Raw genomic sequence first — 18,563 nt, 5'->3', positions numbered from 1 at the left:
TTTATTTTATTAAAGGAGAAAACTCATGGAAGTTTTTGAAAGTCTCAAAGCCAACCTGGTTGGTAAAAATGTACGCATCGTTCTCCCTGAAGGGAAAGAACCTCGTATCCTTCAAGCGACAAAACGTTTGGTTAAAGAAACAGATGTCATACCAGTATTGCTTGGTAAACCTGAAAAAATTAAAATCTACCTTGAAATCGAAGGGATCACTGAAGGTTACGAAGTTATCGACCCTTACCACTACGCTAAGTTTGACGAAATGGTTGCTGCGCTCGTTGAACGTCGTAACGGTAAGATATCAGAAGAAGAAGCTGGTAGACTCTTGCGTGAAGACGTTAACTACTTTGGTGTAATGCTAGTATATATGGGCTTGGTTGACGGTATGGTTTCAGGTGCACTTCACTCAACTGCTGCAACAGTTCGTCCAGCCCTTCAAATCATTAAAACTCGTCCTAATGTTACTCGTACTTCAGGTGCCTTCTTGATGACTCGTGGTTCAGAACGTTATCTTTTCGGAGACTGTGCGATCAACATTAATCCTGATGCTGATGACTTAGCTGAAATTGCTATTAACTCAGCAATCACTGCGAAAATGTTTGGTATCGAACCCAAAATTGCTATGTTGAGCTATTCAAGTAAAGGTTCTGGTTTTGGTGAGAACGTTGATAAGGTAGTAGCAGCTACACAACGTGCGCACGAACTACGTCCAGATCTTGAAATAGATGGGGAATTGCAATTTGATGCGGCCTTCCACCCCGAAACGGCAGCTTTGAAAGCTCCAGGAAGTAAAGTAGCTGGAAAAGCAACTGTATTCATCTTCCCAAGTATAGAAGCTGGAAATATCGGTTACAAGATTGCAGAACGTCTCGGTGGTTTCTCGGCTGTAGGTCCTGTTTTACAAGGTTTGAATAAGCCAGTTAATGACCTTTCACGTGGATGTAGCTCAGATGATGTATATAATCTTACCCTAATTACTGCAGCTCAAGCAGTTCATCAATAAGATTTAGTCCTCTTTCCCATGGGAAGAGGATTTTTAGTACTGAGAAAAGGACAGCTATAAGCTTCTATGTTATACTAGATATATGTTAGATTTGAAAAAATACGGTATCGTCATGTGGCCGGAGGAGAAGATCATTTCTTTTCGTGAGAAACTCCTCAACTGGTATGATGAAAACAAGCGAAATCTACCTTGGCGGAGAAGTAAAAATCCTTATCACATCTGGGTATCTGAAATCATGCTCCAGCAAACCAGGGTGGATACAGTTATTCCATACTACAAACGATTCTTGGACTGGTTTCCAACTGTTGAAAGTCTGGCGAATGCCCCTGAAGAGCGTCTGCTGAAGGCTTGGGAAGGTTTGGGTTATTATTCTCGAGTACGCAATATGCAAGTTGCTGCTCAGCAGATTATGACTGACTTTGAAGGGACATTTCCAAACACTTACGAAGAAATTTCTAGTTTGAAAGGGATTGGGCCCTATACTGCGGGTGCAATTTCCAGTATCGCTTTTAATTTACCCGAGCCTGCGGTCGATGGCAATGTCATGCGAGTTTTAGCGCGCTTGTTTGAGGTGAATTATGATATTGGAGTTCCCAGCAATCGCAAGATTTTCCAAGCTATTATGGAAATCTTGATTGACCCGAAACGACCAGGAGACTTTAACCAAGCTCTGATGGATTTAGGCTCTGATATAGAGTCTCCGGTTAACCCTCGACCAGAAGAAAGTCCTGTTAAGGAATTTAGCGCATCCTATCAGAATGGAACAATGGATCGATATCCGATCAAAGAACCCAAGAAAAAGCCTCTTTCTATTTATCTGAAGGCTTTGGTTGTGTGCAATGATCGAGGGCAATACCTACTTGAGAAAAATGAAAGTGAGAAACTGTTAGCCGGTTTTTGGCACTTCCCACTGATTGAGGTTGACGATTTCTCTAGCGATGATAATCCACTAGATCTCTTCTCACAAGTCAAAGAGGAAAGCAGAGCATTTGGACCAAGCCCTCAAGAAAACTTTGAGCAGGATTATGATTTAGAAGTGAATTGGTCCCAGCAAGTATTTGACCAAGTCAAGCATGTATTTAGTCATCGGAAATGGCATATTCAAATCCAAGCTGGTCAAGTGACGGAAACAAAACAGTTTTCGGACAGAGAAATTCGTTGGGTTTCTCCTCAGGAGTTTTCTGATTATCCACTTGCGAAACCTCAACAAAAAATTTGGCAGGCTTTTAAAAACAACTCTTGAAGATGAAGGCTTACAGTAGCCATTTGTGCCTTCTGTGCATTTTTTTGTTATAATAGATAGAGAAAAGGTGATAAAATGAAAAAAATATTAATTGTAGATGATGAGAAACCAATCTCAGATATTATTAAGTTTAATATGGCCAAGGAAGGTTATGAAGTTGTTACAGCCTTCAATGGTCGTGAGGCAATCGAGCTATTTGAAGCAGAGCAACCAGATATTATTATCCTCGACTTGATGCTACCTGAAATTGATGGTTTAGAAGTTGCTAAAGCTATTCGTAAGACTAGTAGCGTTCCGATTATCATGCTATCAGCTAAGGATAGCGAGTTTGACAAGGTTATTGGTTTAGAATTAGGTGCAGATGATTATGTTACAAAACCTTTCTCAAACCGTGAGTTGCAAGCACGTGTTAAAGCCCTGCTTCGTCGTACCAACCTAGTTTCAGTTGATAGTCAAGAGTCTGACGAGAAGAAATCCCAGCCACTTCAGATTGGTGATTTGGAAATTGTCCCAGATGCTTACGTGGCAAAGAAATATGGTGAGGAATTAGATTTAACCCACCGTGAGTTTGAACTCTTGTATCACTTGGCATCTCATATTGGTCAAGTGATTACGCGTGAACACTTGCTTGAGACTGTATGGGGTTATGACTATTTTGGTGATGTTCGTACAGTGGACGTGACCATTAGACGCTTGCGTGAGAAAATAGAAGACACTCCAAGTCGTCCAGAGTACATTCTCACACGTCGTGGTGTTGGATACTATATGAGAAATAATGATTGAAGATATTAGACAAACTATTCTGACCAGCGATTTTATCTTTATCTTGATTTTACTTGGTTTTATCCTGGTGGTGACCTTGCTCTTACTGGAAAATCGTCGGGATAATATCCGTCTGAAGGAGATAAATCAAAAGGTTAAGGACTTGATTGCAGGTGATTATTCTCAAGTTTTGGACTTGCAAGGAAGTACAGAAATCACCAATATCACCAATAATCTGAACGATTTATCAGAAGTAATTCGTTTGACCCAAGAAAATCTGGAACAAGAGAGTAAACGATTGAACAGTATTCTTTCTTACATGACAGATGGCGTTCTTGCGACCAATCGCCGTGGCCAGATTACTATGATCAACGATATGGCCAAGAAACAGCTCGGTGTGCAGAAAGAAGATGTTCTGAATAAAAGCATCCTCGAATTACTCAAGATAGAAGATGAGTATGAGCTACGTGATCTGATTACACAGATTCCTGAGTTGACGATTGACTCCCAGGATGTAAATGGTGAATACCTAAGCCTTCGTGTACGTTTTGCTCTGGTTCGTCGTGAGTCAGGTTTCATCTCTGGTTTGGTTGCCGTTTTACATGATACGACCGAGCAGGAGAAGGAAGAGCGTGAGCGAAGACTCTTTGTTTCGAACGTGAGTCATGAGTTGCGGACTCCTTTGACCAGTGTCAAGTCTTATCTCGAAGCCTTGGACGAGGGAGCATTGTATGATCCTGTTGCTCCTGATTTTATCAAGGTTTCGCTTGATGAAACCAACCGTATGATGCGGATGGTGACAGATCTCTTACATCTCTCTCGTATTGATAATGCGACAAGTCAGCTAGATGTGGAATTGATTAATTTTACAGCCTTTATCACCTTTATTCTCAACCGCTTTGATAAGATGAGAAGCCAGGATGACGAGAAAAAATATGAACTTGTTAGAGATTACCCAATCAATTCAGTTTGGATCGAGATTGATACCGATAAAATGACTCAGGTGGTTGATAATATTCTCAATAATGCCATCAAGTACTCACCAGATGGTGGCAAAATTACTGTCAGCATGAAGACCACTGATGACCAGATGGTTTTATCCATCAAAGACCAAGGTTTAGGTATTCCAAAGCAAGATTTGCCTAAGATTTTTGACCGTTTCTACCGTGTGGATCGTGCAAGAAGCCGGGCTCAAGGTGGAACTGGTCTAGGTCTAGCCATCGCAAAAGAAATCATTAAACAACACAATGGCTTTATTTGGGCCAAAAGTGAATATGGTAAGGGTTCAACCTTTACCATCGTGCTCCCTTATGATAAGGATGCCGTAAAAGAAGAAATATGGGAGGACGAAATAGAAGACTAAAATGAGTGAAATAGGTTTTAAATACAGTATTTTAGCATCAGGTTCTAGTGGAAATTCCTTTTATCTGGAAACCCCAAAAAAGAAAATTCTAATAGATGCAGGCTTGTCTGGTAAAAAAATTACTAGCCTGCTAGCTGAAATCAATCGCAAACCTGAAGATCTAGATGCGATTCTGATTACGCATGAGCATTCAGACCATATCCATGGAGTCGGTGTGTTGGCTCGCAAATATGGTATGGACCTTTACGCCAATGAAAAAACCTGGCAGGCTATGGAAAATAGCAAGTATCTCGGTAAGGTGGATTCATCGCAGAAGCACATTTTTGAAATGGGAAAAACCAAAACTTTTGGCGATATCGATATTGAGAGTTTTGGGGTTAGTCATGATGCCGCAGCACCCCAGTTTTATCGCTTTATGAAGGATGATAAGAGTTTTGTCATGTTGACTGACACAGGTTATGTTAGTGATCGTATGGCAGGAATTGTTGAGAATGCTGACGGTTATCTCATCGAATCTAACCACGACGTGGAAATCTTACGAGCAGGATCTTATGCTTGGCGACTCAAACAGCGTATCCTATCTGATCTCGGGCATCTCTCTAATGAGGACGGAGCTGAAGCCATGATTCGCGCAATGGGAAATCGAACCAAGAAAATCTACCTTGGCCACTTGTCCAAAGAGAACAATATTAAGGAGCTGGCTCATATGACTATGGTCAACCAGCTAGCACAAGCTGATCTGGGAGTCGGAGTAGACTTTAAGGTTTATGATACCTCACCAGATACCGCAACTCCATTAACAGATATATAAAAAGAAGGCGAGTGCCTTCTTTTGTTTTGTATTTTATCAGGGTTTTAGTGTGGTATAATGGTAAAAAAACTAAAGGAGTAGCAGTGTGAAGAGAGCATGGTTATTAAAGGATTACTATGACACAACAATTATCATACTTGCATTGATATCTTTTGTCCTTGTTTTGCTTGGATTTGCTGAGATGATTGATTTGGATAATCCACCCTACAGTATTATTGATTTACTGATTTGGTTTGTTTTTGTGGTAGATTATGGTTGGCGGTTCTTTTCAAGTAAAGAAAAATGGAGATTTATACTTGAAAATATCTTCGACTTGTTAGCTATCCTTCCTTTAAATGCTATTTTTACAGTATTTCGGCTAGGGCGTATCTTCCGCTTAGCAAGGCTGACAAAATTACTGAAACTAACTCGTCTTTTAAGAGTCGTTGAATTGACTGGCAAGTTGGAAAAGAAGGTTGGAAAACTCTTACGAACAAATGGCTTACTTTATATTTTCTATCTCAATTCCTTTATTGTACTGGTAGGCAGTTCAATTTTATCTGTTGTTGAAGAAAAATCTTTCTCAGATAGTCTTTGGTGGGCGCTTGTAACGGTAACGACTGTTGGTTATGGAGATATTATTCCTGCGTCGATTTTTGGGAAGTGGTTAGCTGTTTTACTAATGCTTGTTGGTATTGGCACAATAGGGATGTTAACAAGTGCCTTGACAAACTTTTTTGTAAAGGAGAATCCAGATGAACAGATAAAACTCGATAAACTACAAGATGAATTATCCAGTCAGAGAATACTACTTGAGAAACAATCTGAGAAGATAGAAGAACTGCATGGAATGATACAAGACTTGCTTGAAAAAACGTCCTATTGACCATATAAAAAACCACTCAACGAGTGGTTTTTTTACAATCCAGCAAAGTCCTTGATTTCTTGTGCTGACATAGAAGAGTCGCAACGGACATTGGTTTGGCCATCTGCAATGTGAACAAATCCTGGTACGGTTGGGATTCCATAGCGTGAACGGAATTCTTGCAATTCATTGAGTTGGCTTGGTTCTTCACTGTTGATGAAGTAAATGTGGGCTTTGGTTTCAGCTACGACACCTGCCAATGTACCTGCAAATTTACGACAGTAGGGGCAAGTTTTGCGACCAATGAAGAAGGTTGCAGTTTCTTTATTATCGAGTGCTTCTTGTGCACGCGCAACTGTAGTGACTTCAAGATCTTTGATATTATCTAAAAATTGTTCCATGAGATTACCTCGCTTTCATTGATAAGTCTAGTATGCCATAAAGTTTCTAAAAATGCTTAGATTTGATACGAAAAAAAGATGAGATTGGTTGGTCTCATCTTTTATAGATTTTTATTTTACAAACGCATTGATTTCTGCTTCGATGTTGGCAATTTTAGCTTGTGAATCTTCGTTGCTTTCACCCACAACTGCAATGTAGAACTTGATTTTTGGTTCGGTACCTGAAGGGCGAACTGCAATCCATGAACCGTCAGCAAGTGTATATTTCAACACATCACTTGGAGGAGTTGTTAAGTTTGTAACAGTACCGTCAGCAGCAGTAGCAGTTTGAGCCTTGAAGTCTTCTACGACAGTGATAGTTGTTGCATTCCATTCTTTCGGAGCATTGTTACGGAATTTAGCCATAATCGCTTTGATTTGTTCAGCACCATCAACACCAGAAAGAGTAACAGAGATAGTCTTTTCAGCGTAGTAGCCGTATTCTTTGTAGATTTCTTCGATACCGTCAGCAAGTGTTAAACCACGTGAACGATAGTAGGCAGCAAGTTCAGCAACGACAAGAACAGCTTGAATAGCATCTTTATCACGTACGAATGGTTTAATCAAGTAACCGAAGCTTTCTTCAAATCCCATCATGTAGGTGTGGTTGTGTTTTTCTTCGAATTCTTGGATTTTCTCTGCGATGAATTTGAAACCAGTCAAAACGTTGAACATGGTTGCGCCGTAGCTTTCAGCAATCTTTGTTACCAAGTCAGTTGATACGATGGATTTGCAGAGAGCAGCATTTTCAGGAAGAGTACCAGCATTTTTGTGGGCTTCCAAGATGTATTTAGCCATGATAGCACCGATTTGGTTACCTGAAAGGTTGAGGTAGCTACCATCTTTTTGAAGAACTTCAACACCAACACGGTCAGCGTCTGGGTCAGTTGCCACAAGAACGTCTGCACCAACTTGACGACCAAGTTCTTCAGCAAGTGCAAAGGCTGCTTGGTTTTCTGGGTTTGGAGATTTAACAGTTGAGAAGTCTGGGTCTGGAGTTGCTTGAGCTTCAACGACTTGAACTGAGTCAAATCCTGCTTGTGCAAGAGCACGGCGAGCCAACATTTCACCAGTACCATGAAGTGGTGTGTAGACAATCTTCATGTCTTTACCAAACTCTTCAATCAAGGCTGGGTTGATGTTTACGTCTTTGACTTCTTTAAGGTATTCCACATCGACAGCTTCGCCAATAACTTCAATCAAGCCAGAAGCTTTTTCAGCGTCCACATCAGCAACTTCCACAGCGAATGGATTTTCTATTCCACGGATATAAGTAGTCAAAGCGTCCGCATCGTGCGGGGGCATTTGTCCACCGTCTTCACCGTAAACCTTGTAACCATTAAATGGAGCTGGGTTGTGGCTAGCAGTAATCATGATACCTGCGAAACAGTTGAGGTGACGAACAGCGAATGAAAGTTCAGGAGTTGGACGGAGGCTTTCGAATACGTAAGATTTGATACCGTGTTTGGCAAGAACTGCAGCAGATTCAAAGGCAAATTCTGGTGAGAAGTGACGGCTATCGTAGGCAATTGCCACACCACGTTCTTTTTCATTTCCACCTTTTGACTCAATCAAACGAGCCAAACCTTCAGTTGCCTGACGAACAACATAGATATTGATACGATTTGTACCAGCACCGATCAAACCACGCATACCAGCAGTACCAAATTCAAGATTGGTATAAAAGGCATCTTCCTTAGTTTTTTCGTCCATATTTTCCAAATCTTGACGAAGGTAGTCTGGAAGGTCAGCAAAATCAACCCATTTTTGATAATTTTCTTGGTAAGTCATAGAGTGTCTCCTTTGTTTATTTGCTTTAATCGCATTCATTATATCACGATTTGACATTTTAGTAAAACGTTAGCATAACTTAAAATGTAGGAAATTTACTTTTGCTTTTTTGCGGTTAAATGGTGAGTACTGTGCTTACTTATACTAAGTTAGCGATGAAAACTAATTATTAGGTTCTTTATAACATGAAAGTTTATAATTCATTTTGTAGGTTTGTTGAAGAAAAAATCAAAAATAATGTTATATTCAATTATTTTTATAAAAAATCCTTTAATATATAAAATTAACAGATAGAAAAATTTAATGTAAAACTCTATAAATTTAAGATATTTTGAAAATATCTGGTTTCTGTTTTGATTTTTATTCTGCGTATGGTAAAATATAGTAAATCATTAAAGGAGAATCCATTATGAAAAAAATTCTTAAGCATTCTGCCTTGCTTTTATCAGCTTTAGCACTTGTTGCCTGTGGGGCTCAAAAAAAAGCAAGCGACAATGGTACTGCCTCGAACTCAAACTTTGAAGTTTCTGTAAAAGACGGTATGTTTGTATTGCCTAAAGATGAAGATTCATCTTCAAGCTACCTTGCACTTCAAGTCGAAATCAAGAACAATCGTGATAAACAGTTTAGTTTTACTAGCCAAGATATTACGCTTTATAATGAAAAAGATGAAAAATTACAACCAATTCAAATCCACGAAAGCGACAGTAAAACTAAATTTATGTCATATGGTGACAGTCTTTCTAAAGGAAAGAGTGTTGCTGGTTATGTAGTGTATGAAGTCGACAAGAATGCTAAGTATGAACTCCACTTCGCACCTAGCTTCTACGAAGATATCAAAGAAGACTCTAAAAAGAATAACGATGTAGCGATCAAGGTTGATCCAAGCCAATACGAGGATCATATTGATGAAGCAAAAGATGTAATGAAAAAATATGTCGATGCAGTTTACCTTAATGGAGAAAGCTCTGGTGGTGGAACGAACCTGAGCGCTACAGAAAATAAGTCGCAAGTTGTAGCACTTGCTGATGATAAAAAATCTTCTGATGATAGCGCTGAGTTCACAAACGACGCGAAAGCTGATAAAGAAGAGTTTATCAAGAAATTTACAGAATCATTCGGAAAAGGTTTCTATAACTACAAACCTTCTGATTCAGAACTTAGAACATTTGCAGATGCTTACATCAAAGCAAATGCTAAGAGAGCAAAAGTTGATTATAAGGTGAAGACATATTTACCAGATTATGCTGTTGTTTATGTTAGACCAGAAACAATTGACTTGGATAACTTAAATGTTCATGAATTGAGCCGTAAATTCTACGAAGAAAACAAAGGTAAATATAGCAACTACTCAGAAGCTATGAAAGCTGGTGAAAAATACATTTTAGAAAATGCACCGAGTCAATTTGATTCAACTCCTCTAGATACTAGTGATAACATGAAAAAAGAGGGTTATGAAATTAAAATGACTAAGAAAGATGGGAAATGGACCATCGATACCTCTTCTAAAAACTATGAATTGAAAGATATGGCTCGCACATTCCGTGGAGGCATTGGATACTAAGATGAAAAGTTCGAGTTTATGACTCGAACTTTTTTCGTTGCAATTGTGCAAAAGAGAAAAAGATAGTAAAATAGAGATATGATTATTTTACAAGCTAATAGAATTGAACGCTCTTTTGCAGGAGAGGTTCTTTTTGATAATATTAATCTGCAGGTTGATGAACGTGATCGGATTGCCCTCGTTGGGAAAAATGGTGCAGGTAAGTCTACTCTTTTGAAGATTTTGGTTGGGGAAGAGGAGCCAACTAGTGGAGAAATCAATAAGAAAAAAGATATTTCTCTATCTTACCTAGCACAAGATAGCCGTTTTGAGTCTGAAAATACCATTTACGATGAAATGCTTCATGTCTTTGATGACTTGCGTCGGACTGAGGAGCAACTGCGTCAGATGGAATTAGAGATGGGAGAAAAGTCTGGTGATGATTTGGATAAACTGATGGCGGATTATGATCGTTTATCAGAGAATTTCCGTCAGGCTGGTGGCTTTACCTACGAAGCTGATATCCGTGCTATCTTGAATGGTTTTAAGTTTGATGAATCTATGTGGCAGATGAAAATTGCTGAGCTTTCTGGCGGTCAGAATACTCGTCTGGCATTGGCTAAAATGCTCCTTGAAAAGCCAAATCTCTTGGTCTTGGACGAGCCGACTAACCACCTGGATATCGAAACTATTGCCTGGCTGGAAAATTACCTGATAAATTATAGTGGTGCACTCATTGTTGTCAGTCACGACCGTTACTTTTTGGACAAGGTTGCGACGGTTACACTGGATTTGACCAAGCATTCCTTGGATCGTTATGTAGGCAATTACTCTCGTTTTGTTGAGTTAAAGGAGCAAAAGCTAGCTACTGAGGCAAAAAACTATGAAAAGCAACAGAAGGAAATCGAGGCTCTAGAAGACTTTGTCAATCGCAATCTAGTCCGAGCTTCAACAACCAAACGTGCTCAATCTCGCCGTAAACAACTAGAAAAAATGGAGCGTTTGGACAAGCCTGAAGCTGGCAAGAAAGCAGCCAATATGACCTTCCAATCTGAAAAAACGTCAGGAAATGTCGTTTTGACTGTTGAAAATGCAGCTATTGGCTATGATGGGGAAATACTATCAGAGCCAATCAATCTGGACCTTCGTAAAATGAATGCTGTTGCCATCGTTGGACCAAACGGCATCGGGAAATCAACCTTTATCAAGTCTATTGTGGACCAGATCCCCTTTATCAAGGGCGAGAAGCGTTTTGGTGCCAATGTTGAGGTTGGATACTATGATCAGACTCAAAGTAAGCTAACAGCAAGTAATACTGTTCTGGATGAACTTTGGAATGATTTTAAACTGACACCAGAAGTTGAAATCCGTAACCGCCTTGGTGCCTTCCTTTTCACAGGAGATGATGTTAAAAAGTCAGTCGGGATGCTGTCAGGTGGCGAGAAAGCTCGTTTACTTCTTGCCAAACTTTCAATGGAAAACAATAACTTCCTGATTTTGGATGAGCCAACCAACCACTTGGATATTGATAGCAAGGAAGTGTTGGAAAATGCCCTGATTGACTTTGATGGAACCCTTCTTTTCGTCAGCCATGATCGTTATTTCATCAACCGAGTAGCCACTCATGTTTTGGAATTGTCTGAGAATGGTTCGACTCTTTACTTGGGAGATTATGACTACTATGTTGAGAAGAAAGCAGAAGTAGAAGCGATTCAGACAGAGGAAGCTTCAACTAGCAATCAAGCAAAAGAACCGAGCCCAGTCAATGACTACCAGGCTCAGAAAGAAAGTCAGAAAGAAGCCCGTAAGCTCATGCGACAAATTGAGAGTTTAGAGGCTGAAATCGAAGAGTTAGAAAGTCAAAGCCAAACTATTTCTGAACAAATGCTGGAAACCAACGATGCCGAAAAGCTCATGGAATTGCAGGCCGAACTGGACAAAATCAGCCATCGTCAAGAAGAAGCTATGCTTGAGTGGGAAGAATTATCGGAGAAGGTGTAAGAAATGGAACATCTTGGAAAGGTATTTCGTGAATTTCGAACAAGTGGGAAGTACTCATTGAAAGAGGCGGCAGGTGAATCATGTTCAACCTCTCAGTTATCTCGCTTCGAGCTTGGGGAGTCTGACCTAGCAGTTTCCCGTTTCTTTGAGATTTTGGATAATATTCATGTGACCATTGAAAATTTCATGGATAAGGCTAGGGATTTTCAAAATAATGAACATGTTGCCTTGATGGCACAGATTATTCCGCTTTACTACTCAAATGATATTGCAGGTTTTCAAAAGCTTCAAAAGGAACAGCTCAAGAAAGCAAAGAGTTCGACCAATCCCCTCTATTTTGAGCTGAATTGGATTCTGCTACAAGGCCTTATTTGTCAAAGAGATGCTCTCTACAGGATGAGGCAGAGTGATTTGGAAAAGGTGGCAGATTATCTTTTTAAAACAGAAGAATGGACTATGTATGAGTTGATTCTTTTCGGGAATCTCTATACTTTCTACAATGTGGACTATGTGGCTCGGATTGGTAGAGAAGTCATGGAACGAGAGGAGTACTATAAAGAAATTGGTCGCCATCGAAAACTCGTTTTGATTCTAGCTCTTAACTGTTACCAGCATTGTTTGGAGAACCGTTCCTTTGCGGATGCGGACTATTTTGAGGGCTATGTGGAGAAGTTAATTGGAAATGGTATCAAGCTTTATGAGCGTAATATCTTCCATTATCTAAAGGGTTTTGCCCTCTACCAGAGGGACCTGAAAGAAGAAGGTTGTAGTCAGATGCAGGAAGCCATGCATATTTTTGCTGTGCTTGGAATTCCAGAGCAAGTGGCTTACTATCAGGAACATTATGAAAAATTTGTAAATGCTTAAATTTCCCAAATAAGGGAAAATCGAAGATACTCCTGTCAGTTTTGATACAATAGTTTCAAAATTTGAGAGGAGTTTTTTATATGAATCGACATGCAATCCAGTTGATTAGTCGTGGTGCTATTAATAAGATAGGAAATATGCTCTATGATTATGGAAACAGTGTTTGGTTAGCATCAATGGGGACGATAGGACAGACTGTTCTTGGGATTTATCAAATTTCTGAACTCGTCACATCGATTCTGGTCAATCCCTTTGGTGGAGTGATTTCAGACCGCTTTTCGCGTCGCAAAATTTTGATGACGACAGACTTGGTTTGTGGTATTCTCTGTTTAGCTATTTCTTTCATCAGAAATGATAGCTTGATGATTGCTGCTCTGATCTTCGCAAATATTGTTCAGGCGGTTGCCTTTGCATTTTCTCGTACAGCCAACAAAGCCATTATAACTGAAGTTGTAGAAAAAGAAGAGATTGTGACCTATAATGCTCGCTTAGAGCTCGTTTTGCAGGTTGTAGGCGTTAGCTCCCCTGTACTTTCTTTCATCGTTTTACAATTTGCCAGTCTCCATATGACGCTTGTTTTAGATGCCATTAGTTTTTTCATCGCATTTATCTTAGTAGCTTTCCTCCCCCAAAAAGAGGCTAAGGAACAAGTGAAAAGGATTCTCAGCTGGAAAAATATTTTTGCTGATATGAAAGAAGGGATTTGCTATATTTGGCGCCAGCAAGAGATCTTTTTCCTTTTGGTAGTAGCTTCCAGTGTTAATTTCTTTTTTGCAGCTTTTGAATTTCTCCTCCCTTTTTCAAATCGACTATACGGGGTAGAAGGAGCTTATGCAACTATTTTGACTATGGGCGCTATTGGTTCGATTATCGGAGCTCTTCTAGCTAGCAAAATAAAGGCAGGTGTTTATAATCTTTTGATTCTATTGGCTTTGACTGGAGTTGGAGTTTTTATGATGGGGTTACCACTGCCAACTTTTCTTTCCTTTTCTGGAAATTTAGTTTGTGAACTGTTTATGACGATATTTAACATTCACTTTTTTACTCAGGTTCAAACCAAGGTTGAGGGGGAATACTTGGGGAGAGTCCTAAGCACCATTTTTACCTTAGCCATCCTATTTATGCCGATTGCCAAAGGCTTTATGACAGTGCTACCAAGTGTTCATCTTTCTTCTTTTCTGATCATTGGAAGTGGGGTTATTTCCCTGTCTTGTTTATCCCTCATTTATGTGCGAAGTCATTTTAAAAAAGAGTTATAATTTCTTTTTTTTAGAAAATATTTCTCTACAATCCATTTTTCAGCCCTTCTCTATTGTGAGGAGGGCTTGCTTTGTGGTAAAATGGGAATATGAATGAAAGAATGAATGAGTTAGTTGCCTTACTTAACCGCTATGCGACCGAGTACTATACGAGTGACAATCCCTCGATTTCAGATAGCGAGTACGATCGCCTCTACCGAAAGTTGGTCGAATTGGAAGCTGTCTATCCAGATCAAGTTTTAGCGGACAGTCCAACTCATCGTGTTGGTGGTAAGGTTTTAGATGGTTTTGAAAAATACAGTCATCAGTATCCTCTTTATAGTTTGCAGGATGCTTTTTCACGTGAAGAGTTAGAAGCTTTTGATGCGCGTGTGCGAAAGGAATTACCCCAACCGACCTATATTTGCGAGCTGAAAATCGATGGTTTGTCTATCTCGCTAACTTATGAAAAGGGAATTTTGGTAGTCGGTGCGACACGTGGGGATGGTTCTATTGGAGAGAATATCACAGAGAACCTCAAGCGTGTCAAGAACATTCCTTTGACCTTGCCAGAAGAACTAGATATCACCGTTCGTGGAGAGTGTTATATGCCACGCGCTTCGTTTGATCAGGTTAACCAAGCCCGCCAAGAAAATGGGGAGCCTGAATTTGCCAATCCTCGTAACGCGGCAGCAGGCACCTTGCGTCAGTTGGATACAGCAGTAGTAGCTAAGCGTAATCTTGCCACTTTCCTATATCAAGAAGCAAGCCCTTCTACTCGTGATAGCCAAGAAAAAGTCTTGAAGCATCTTGAACAGCTTGGCTTTGTGGTTAATCCGAAACGAATTCTAGCTAAAAGTATAGATGAGATATGGGATTTTATCCAAGAAGTAGGACAAGAACGGGAGAAACTGCCCTACGATATCGATGGGGTGGTCATCAAGGTCAATGACCTAGCAGGTCAAGAAGAGCTTGGCTTTACCGTTAAAGCACCCAAGTGGGCAGTCGCCTATAAATTTCCCGCTGAAGAAAAAGAAGCCCAGCTCCTTTCAGTTGACTGGACAGTTGGCCGTACGGGTGTTGTGACTCCGACTGCCAATCTAACACCTGTTCAGCTTGCTGGGACAACTGTTAGCCGTGCAACCTTGCATAATGTAGATTATATTGCTGAAAAGGATATCCGAAAGGATGATACGGTTATCGTTTATAAGGCTGGAGATATCATTCCTGCTGTTTTGCGTGTGGTAGAGTCCAAGCGTGTTTCTGAAGAAAAACTAGATATTCCAACTAATTGTCCAAGTTGTGACAGTCACTTGCTTCATTTTGAAGATGAAGTGGCTCTTCGTTGTATCAATCCTCGCTGTCCTGCCCAAATCATGGAAGGTTTGATTCACTTTGCCTCTCGAGACGCTATGAATATTACAGGACTTGGTCCATCTATCGTTGAAAAGCTTTTTGCTGCCAATTTAGTCAAAGATGTGGCGGATATCTACCGTTTGAAAGTAGAAGATTTTCTCCTTTTAGAAGGTGTCAAGGAAAAGTCCGCTTCTAAACTGTATCAGGCTATTCAAGCATCTAAGGAAAACTCTGCTGAAAAGCTCTTGTTTGGTCTGGGAATTCGCCATGTCGGAAGCAAGGCTAGCCAACTCTTGCTCCAACATTTCCACTCTATTGAAAATCTAGCCCAAGCTTATCCTGAGGAAGTAGCTAGTATTGAAAGCTTGGGTAGTGTGATTGCTCAAAGCCTTCAGACTTATTTTGCTACAGAAGGATCGAAGATTCTCTTAGACGAGTTGAAAGAAGCTGGAGTCAATCTGGACTACAAGGGACAGACAGTAGTAGCAGATGCGGCCTTGTCAGGTTTGACAGTTGTATTAACAGGAAAATTGGAACGTCTCACGCGCTCAGAAGCCAAAAGCAAACTCGAAAGTCTGGGTGCCAAAGTCACAGGCAGTGTTTCTAAGAAAACGAATCTTGTCGTATCAGGAGCAGATGCAGGAAGCAAGCTCCAAAAAGCACAAGAACTTGGTATCGAAGTTCGAGATGAAGCTTGGCTAGAAAGTTTGTAAAGAATAGTTGAAAACTAGATATTAGATAGTCTGGAACTATCTCTCCTGATGTGTTTTTATATCTATTAATGCTATTCTCTATTGTGCTGAAATTCCCGCTAAATTCTTCAGCACTACATAAAAAAATTGAAATTAGGAATTAGGAAAAGAAATGTATAGATACCCAGTAGTCATCCATTTTCACCGAAAAAATGGGGATTATGATGCTTGTTCATTCAGTAGAAAACAGGTAGATGTTAAAGAAAATTTGTATTATGAAAATGATTATTTTGGTGCAAAATTCTCCTTTACAGTCACAAGTGTAGAAAGGCTCGATACTTTGACCTTTTCTGTCGAAATAGATGGAAAGACAAAATATTATCTCCTACGGTTTAACTATTACCCACTGTTGACTGAGGTTTGGATTTTGGATGGTGATGAGACGGTTTATTATTCTGAAAATCCAGCCATTGCAAGTCCTTGCTATAAAGATCGAAACCCGTTTGCTTTTGATAAAGCCCTTCACAGTGAAAGTTTTGATCACCATTGGGGATACCAAGGAGAGTTGGGTTATAGTATCTCTGACTACCAGACAAGCTTTAAACTCTGGGCTCCAACAGCTACATCAGTCCAAGTTATTGTTTATGAAAATACAAGTAACGACGCGTCGATTTGGAAAACCTTTAATCTTAATCGTGGAAATAGCTATTCATATAGTCATAAGTACAATACCATTGGTGTTTGGAGTGTAGACCTGGATGAAAATCTTGCAGGTAAAGCTTATCAGTATCAGATTGAGTTTCCACACCACCAGACCTTGACACGAGACCCATACACCATCGCTACAAGCCCTGATGGGAAACGTTCTGTCATCCTCTCTCGGCAAGATAGACAGGTAGAAGGATTCGAAGTTAAACATGGGACAGACGCTCCTTGGCGTTTGGAAAATCCATGTAAAGCCGTTATCTGTGAAATGCATATTCGTGATTTTACAAAATCACCAACATCTGGAGTTCCAGAAAACCTTCGAGGGACCTTCCTTGGGGCTGCCCAGACCGGAACGATTAACCAGCATGGTCAAGCAACAGCCTTTGATTATATCAAAGAACTTGGTTGCAACTATATTCAACTCCAACCAATCTTTGATCGCCATAAGGAATATGACGAGGATGGAAATGTAACCTATAACTGGGGCTATGATCCTCAAAACTACAATGCGCCAGAAACAAGTTTCTCTAGTAATCTAGATGATCCTGGACAGGTTATTCGAGACCTCAAGACCATGATTCAGGCTTATCATGATGCGGGAATCGGTATCATTATGGATGTCGTTTACAACCATACCTTCTCAACGGTTGATGCACCTTTCCAAACAACTGTTCCCGATTATTATTATCGTATGAATCCAGATGGAACCTTCCAAAACGGAACAGGTGTAGGAAATGAAACCGCAAGCGAACACGAAATGTACCGCAAGTATATGATTGACTCACTCCTTTATTGGGTGAAAGAATACAATATTGACGGTTTCCGTTTCGACTTGTTGGGAATTCACGATGTCAAAACCATGCAGGCAATTCGTTGGGCACTTGATGAAGTTGATCCCCGTATTATCACTTATGGAGAAGGCTGGGATATGGGGACAGGTCTTGCACCTTATGATAAGGCCAAGAAGGACAATGCCTATCAGATGCCAAATATTGGATTCTTCAACGACGATCAGCGTGATGCCATCAAAGGAGGAGAAGTTTACGGCTCAATCAAGGCAGGATTTGTTAGCGGTGCAGCTACAGAACCGATTGTAGCCAAAGCTATTCTTGGTAGCCGAGAGTTGGGTTCATATCTTAGTCCAAACCAAGTTCTTAACTACGTGGAAGCCCATGATAATTATAACTTGCATGATTTGTTAGCAACCCTTCACCCAGATCACAGTTCAGATAAGATTATGCGTCAGGTCGAGACAGCAACAGCGATGAGCATTCTTATGCAAGGGATGTCCTTTATAGAGCTGGGGCAAGAATTTGGTCGCACCAAACTCCTTGCTACAGGAGAAAATGGTGAGCTGACACCTGCAGATAGAGAACGTGCCATGAATAGTTACAATGCTCCAGATAGCGTCAACCAGGTCAACTGGGATTTAATCAATGAGAGACAAGAGAGCATTGACTTTATTCGCCAGATTATTCGCCTAAAAACACAAAGGCATGTCTTCTCTTATCCTACATACGAAGAAATTTATCGTCATGTCTTCGTCCATACAGCTGCTGAAAATAGTGGATGGATTGTTTACGAAATTCACGGTGGAGCAGAGCAATTATTGGTGGTATTCAATGCCAAGGGAACTTCCTTCTACTTTGAAAATGCTGGAAATCTTGAAATGCTTGTGTCCAACAGTCGTTCTCAAGAGTCTAATGTGATTGATGATATCAGCGTTGCAGTCTTGAAGGTACTTTCATAGTAAATACTAGAAAAAGGTTTAGTTAATTCTAGACCTTTTTTGATTTTTATTGAAAAATCAATATCTAATAGGAATAAATTTCAAATAATTTGAAGAATCAAGTTTGTGAAAAAAATATCAATATTTTCCAAAAAGGGGTTGTAATTTTCTGAAA

Annotated in this window: 14 protein-coding genes; 12 read left to right on the top strand and 2 right to left on the bottom strand. The window is 40.0% G+C overall.

The annotated features are described in order from the left end of the window. Positions 1-25: 25 nt before the first annotated feature. From pta to ACLV7H_RS05510, 6 genes are all read left to right on the top strand, one after another. Positions 26-1,000, top strand: a complete 975-nt coding sequence (gene pta, locus ACLV7H_RS05535) for a phosphate acetyltransferase (protein WP_411866593.1) — start codon at positions 26-28, stop codon at positions 998-1,000. Positions 1,001-1,082: 82 nt separating this feature from the next. After that, positions 1,083-2,243: an A/G-specific adenine glycosylase gene (mutY, locus tag ACLV7H_RS05530; RefSeq protein WP_045591272.1), complete on the top strand. Its 1,161-nt coding sequence runs from the start codon at positions 1,083-1,085 to the stop codon at positions 2,241-2,243. A gap of 75 nt (positions 2,244-2,318) precedes the next feature. Next, the gene (yycF, locus tag ACLV7H_RS05525) at positions 2,319-3,026 is read left to right on the top strand and encodes a response regulator YycF (RefSeq protein ID WP_045591274.1); all 708 of its coding nucleotides are present in this window, start codon (positions 2,319-2,321) and stop codon (positions 3,024-3,026) included. Further along, a complete protein-coding gene (vicK, locus tag ACLV7H_RS05520; protein WP_045591275.1) occupies positions 3,019-4,368 on the top strand; it encodes a cell wall metabolism sensor histidine kinase VicK in 1,350 nt (449 codons plus the stop codon). Before yycF ends, vicK begins: the two co-directional genes overlap by 8 nt. A gap of 1 nt (position 4,369) precedes the next feature. Next, a complete protein-coding gene (locus ACLV7H_RS05515; protein ID WP_001289486.1) occupies positions 4,370-5,179 on the top strand; it encodes an MBL fold metallo-hydrolase in 810 nt (269 codons plus the stop codon). Positions 5,180-5,264: 85 nt separating this feature from the next. After that, complete coding sequence (locus tag ACLV7H_RS05510) at positions 5,265-6,044, top strand: potassium channel family protein (protein WP_411866592.1); 780 nt, start codon at positions 5,265-5,267, stop codon at positions 6,042-6,044. A gap of 32 nt (positions 6,045-6,076) precedes the next feature. Here ACLV7H_RS05510 and ACLV7H_RS05505 read toward each other — a convergent pair whose 3' ends face one another. Then, positions 6,077-6,424, bottom strand: a complete 348-nt coding sequence (locus tag ACLV7H_RS05505) for a thioredoxin (protein ID WP_411866591.1) — start codon at positions 6,422-6,424, stop codon at positions 6,077-6,079. A 111-nt stretch (positions 6,425-6,535) separates the two neighbouring features. Further along, positions 6,536-8,254, bottom strand: a complete 1,719-nt coding sequence (locus ACLV7H_RS05500; RefSeq protein WP_411866590.1) for a phospho-sugar mutase — start codon at positions 8,252-8,254, stop codon at positions 6,536-6,538. Between the two features lie 409 nt (positions 8,255-8,663). Between ACLV7H_RS05500 and ACLV7H_RS05495 the strand changes: the two genes are divergently transcribed. From ACLV7H_RS05495 to pulA, 6 genes are all read left to right on the top strand, one after another. Next, on the top strand, positions 8,664-9,818 hold the full coding sequence (locus tag ACLV7H_RS05495; protein WP_045591282.1) for a DUF5105 domain-containing protein: 1,155 nt from the start codon (positions 8,664-8,666) through the stop codon (positions 9,816-9,818). 78 nt (positions 9,819-9,896) lie between these two features. Beyond that, complete coding sequence (locus ACLV7H_RS05490; RefSeq protein WP_411866589.1) at positions 9,897-11,798, top strand: ATP-binding cassette domain-containing protein; 1,902 nt, start codon at positions 9,897-9,899, stop codon at positions 11,796-11,798. A 3-nt stretch (positions 11,799-11,801) separates the two neighbouring features. Beyond that, positions 11,802-12,665: a MutR family transcriptional regulator gene (locus ACLV7H_RS05485; protein WP_411866588.1), complete on the top strand. Its 864-nt coding sequence runs from the start codon at positions 11,802-11,804 to the stop codon at positions 12,663-12,665. An 80-nt stretch (positions 12,666-12,745) separates the two neighbouring features. Beyond that, complete coding sequence (locus ACLV7H_RS05480) at positions 12,746-13,924, top strand: MFS transporter (protein ID WP_411866587.1); 1,179 nt, start codon at positions 12,746-12,748, stop codon at positions 13,922-13,924. An 89-nt stretch (positions 13,925-14,013) separates the two neighbouring features. Then, positions 14,014-15,972: an NAD-dependent DNA ligase LigA gene (gene ligA, locus ACLV7H_RS05475; RefSeq protein WP_411866586.1), complete on the top strand. Its 1,959-nt coding sequence runs from the start codon at positions 14,014-14,016 to the stop codon at positions 15,970-15,972. A 151-nt stretch (positions 15,973-16,123) separates the two neighbouring features. Then, the gene (pulA, locus tag ACLV7H_RS05470; protein WP_411866585.1) at positions 16,124-18,409 is read left to right on the top strand and encodes a type I pullulanase; all 2,286 of its coding nucleotides are present in this window, start codon (positions 16,124-16,126) and stop codon (positions 18,407-18,409) included. The last annotated feature ends 154 nt before the right edge of the window (positions 18,410-18,563 follow it).

The organism is Streptococcus oralis (assembly GCF_965111685.1).
Lineage (GTDB): Bacteria > Bacillota > Bacilli > Lactobacillales > Streptococcaceae > Streptococcus > Streptococcus oralis_B.
Note: the sequence above shows the minus strand (reverse complement) of the source record. Positions and strands in the feature narration are given on the sequence as shown.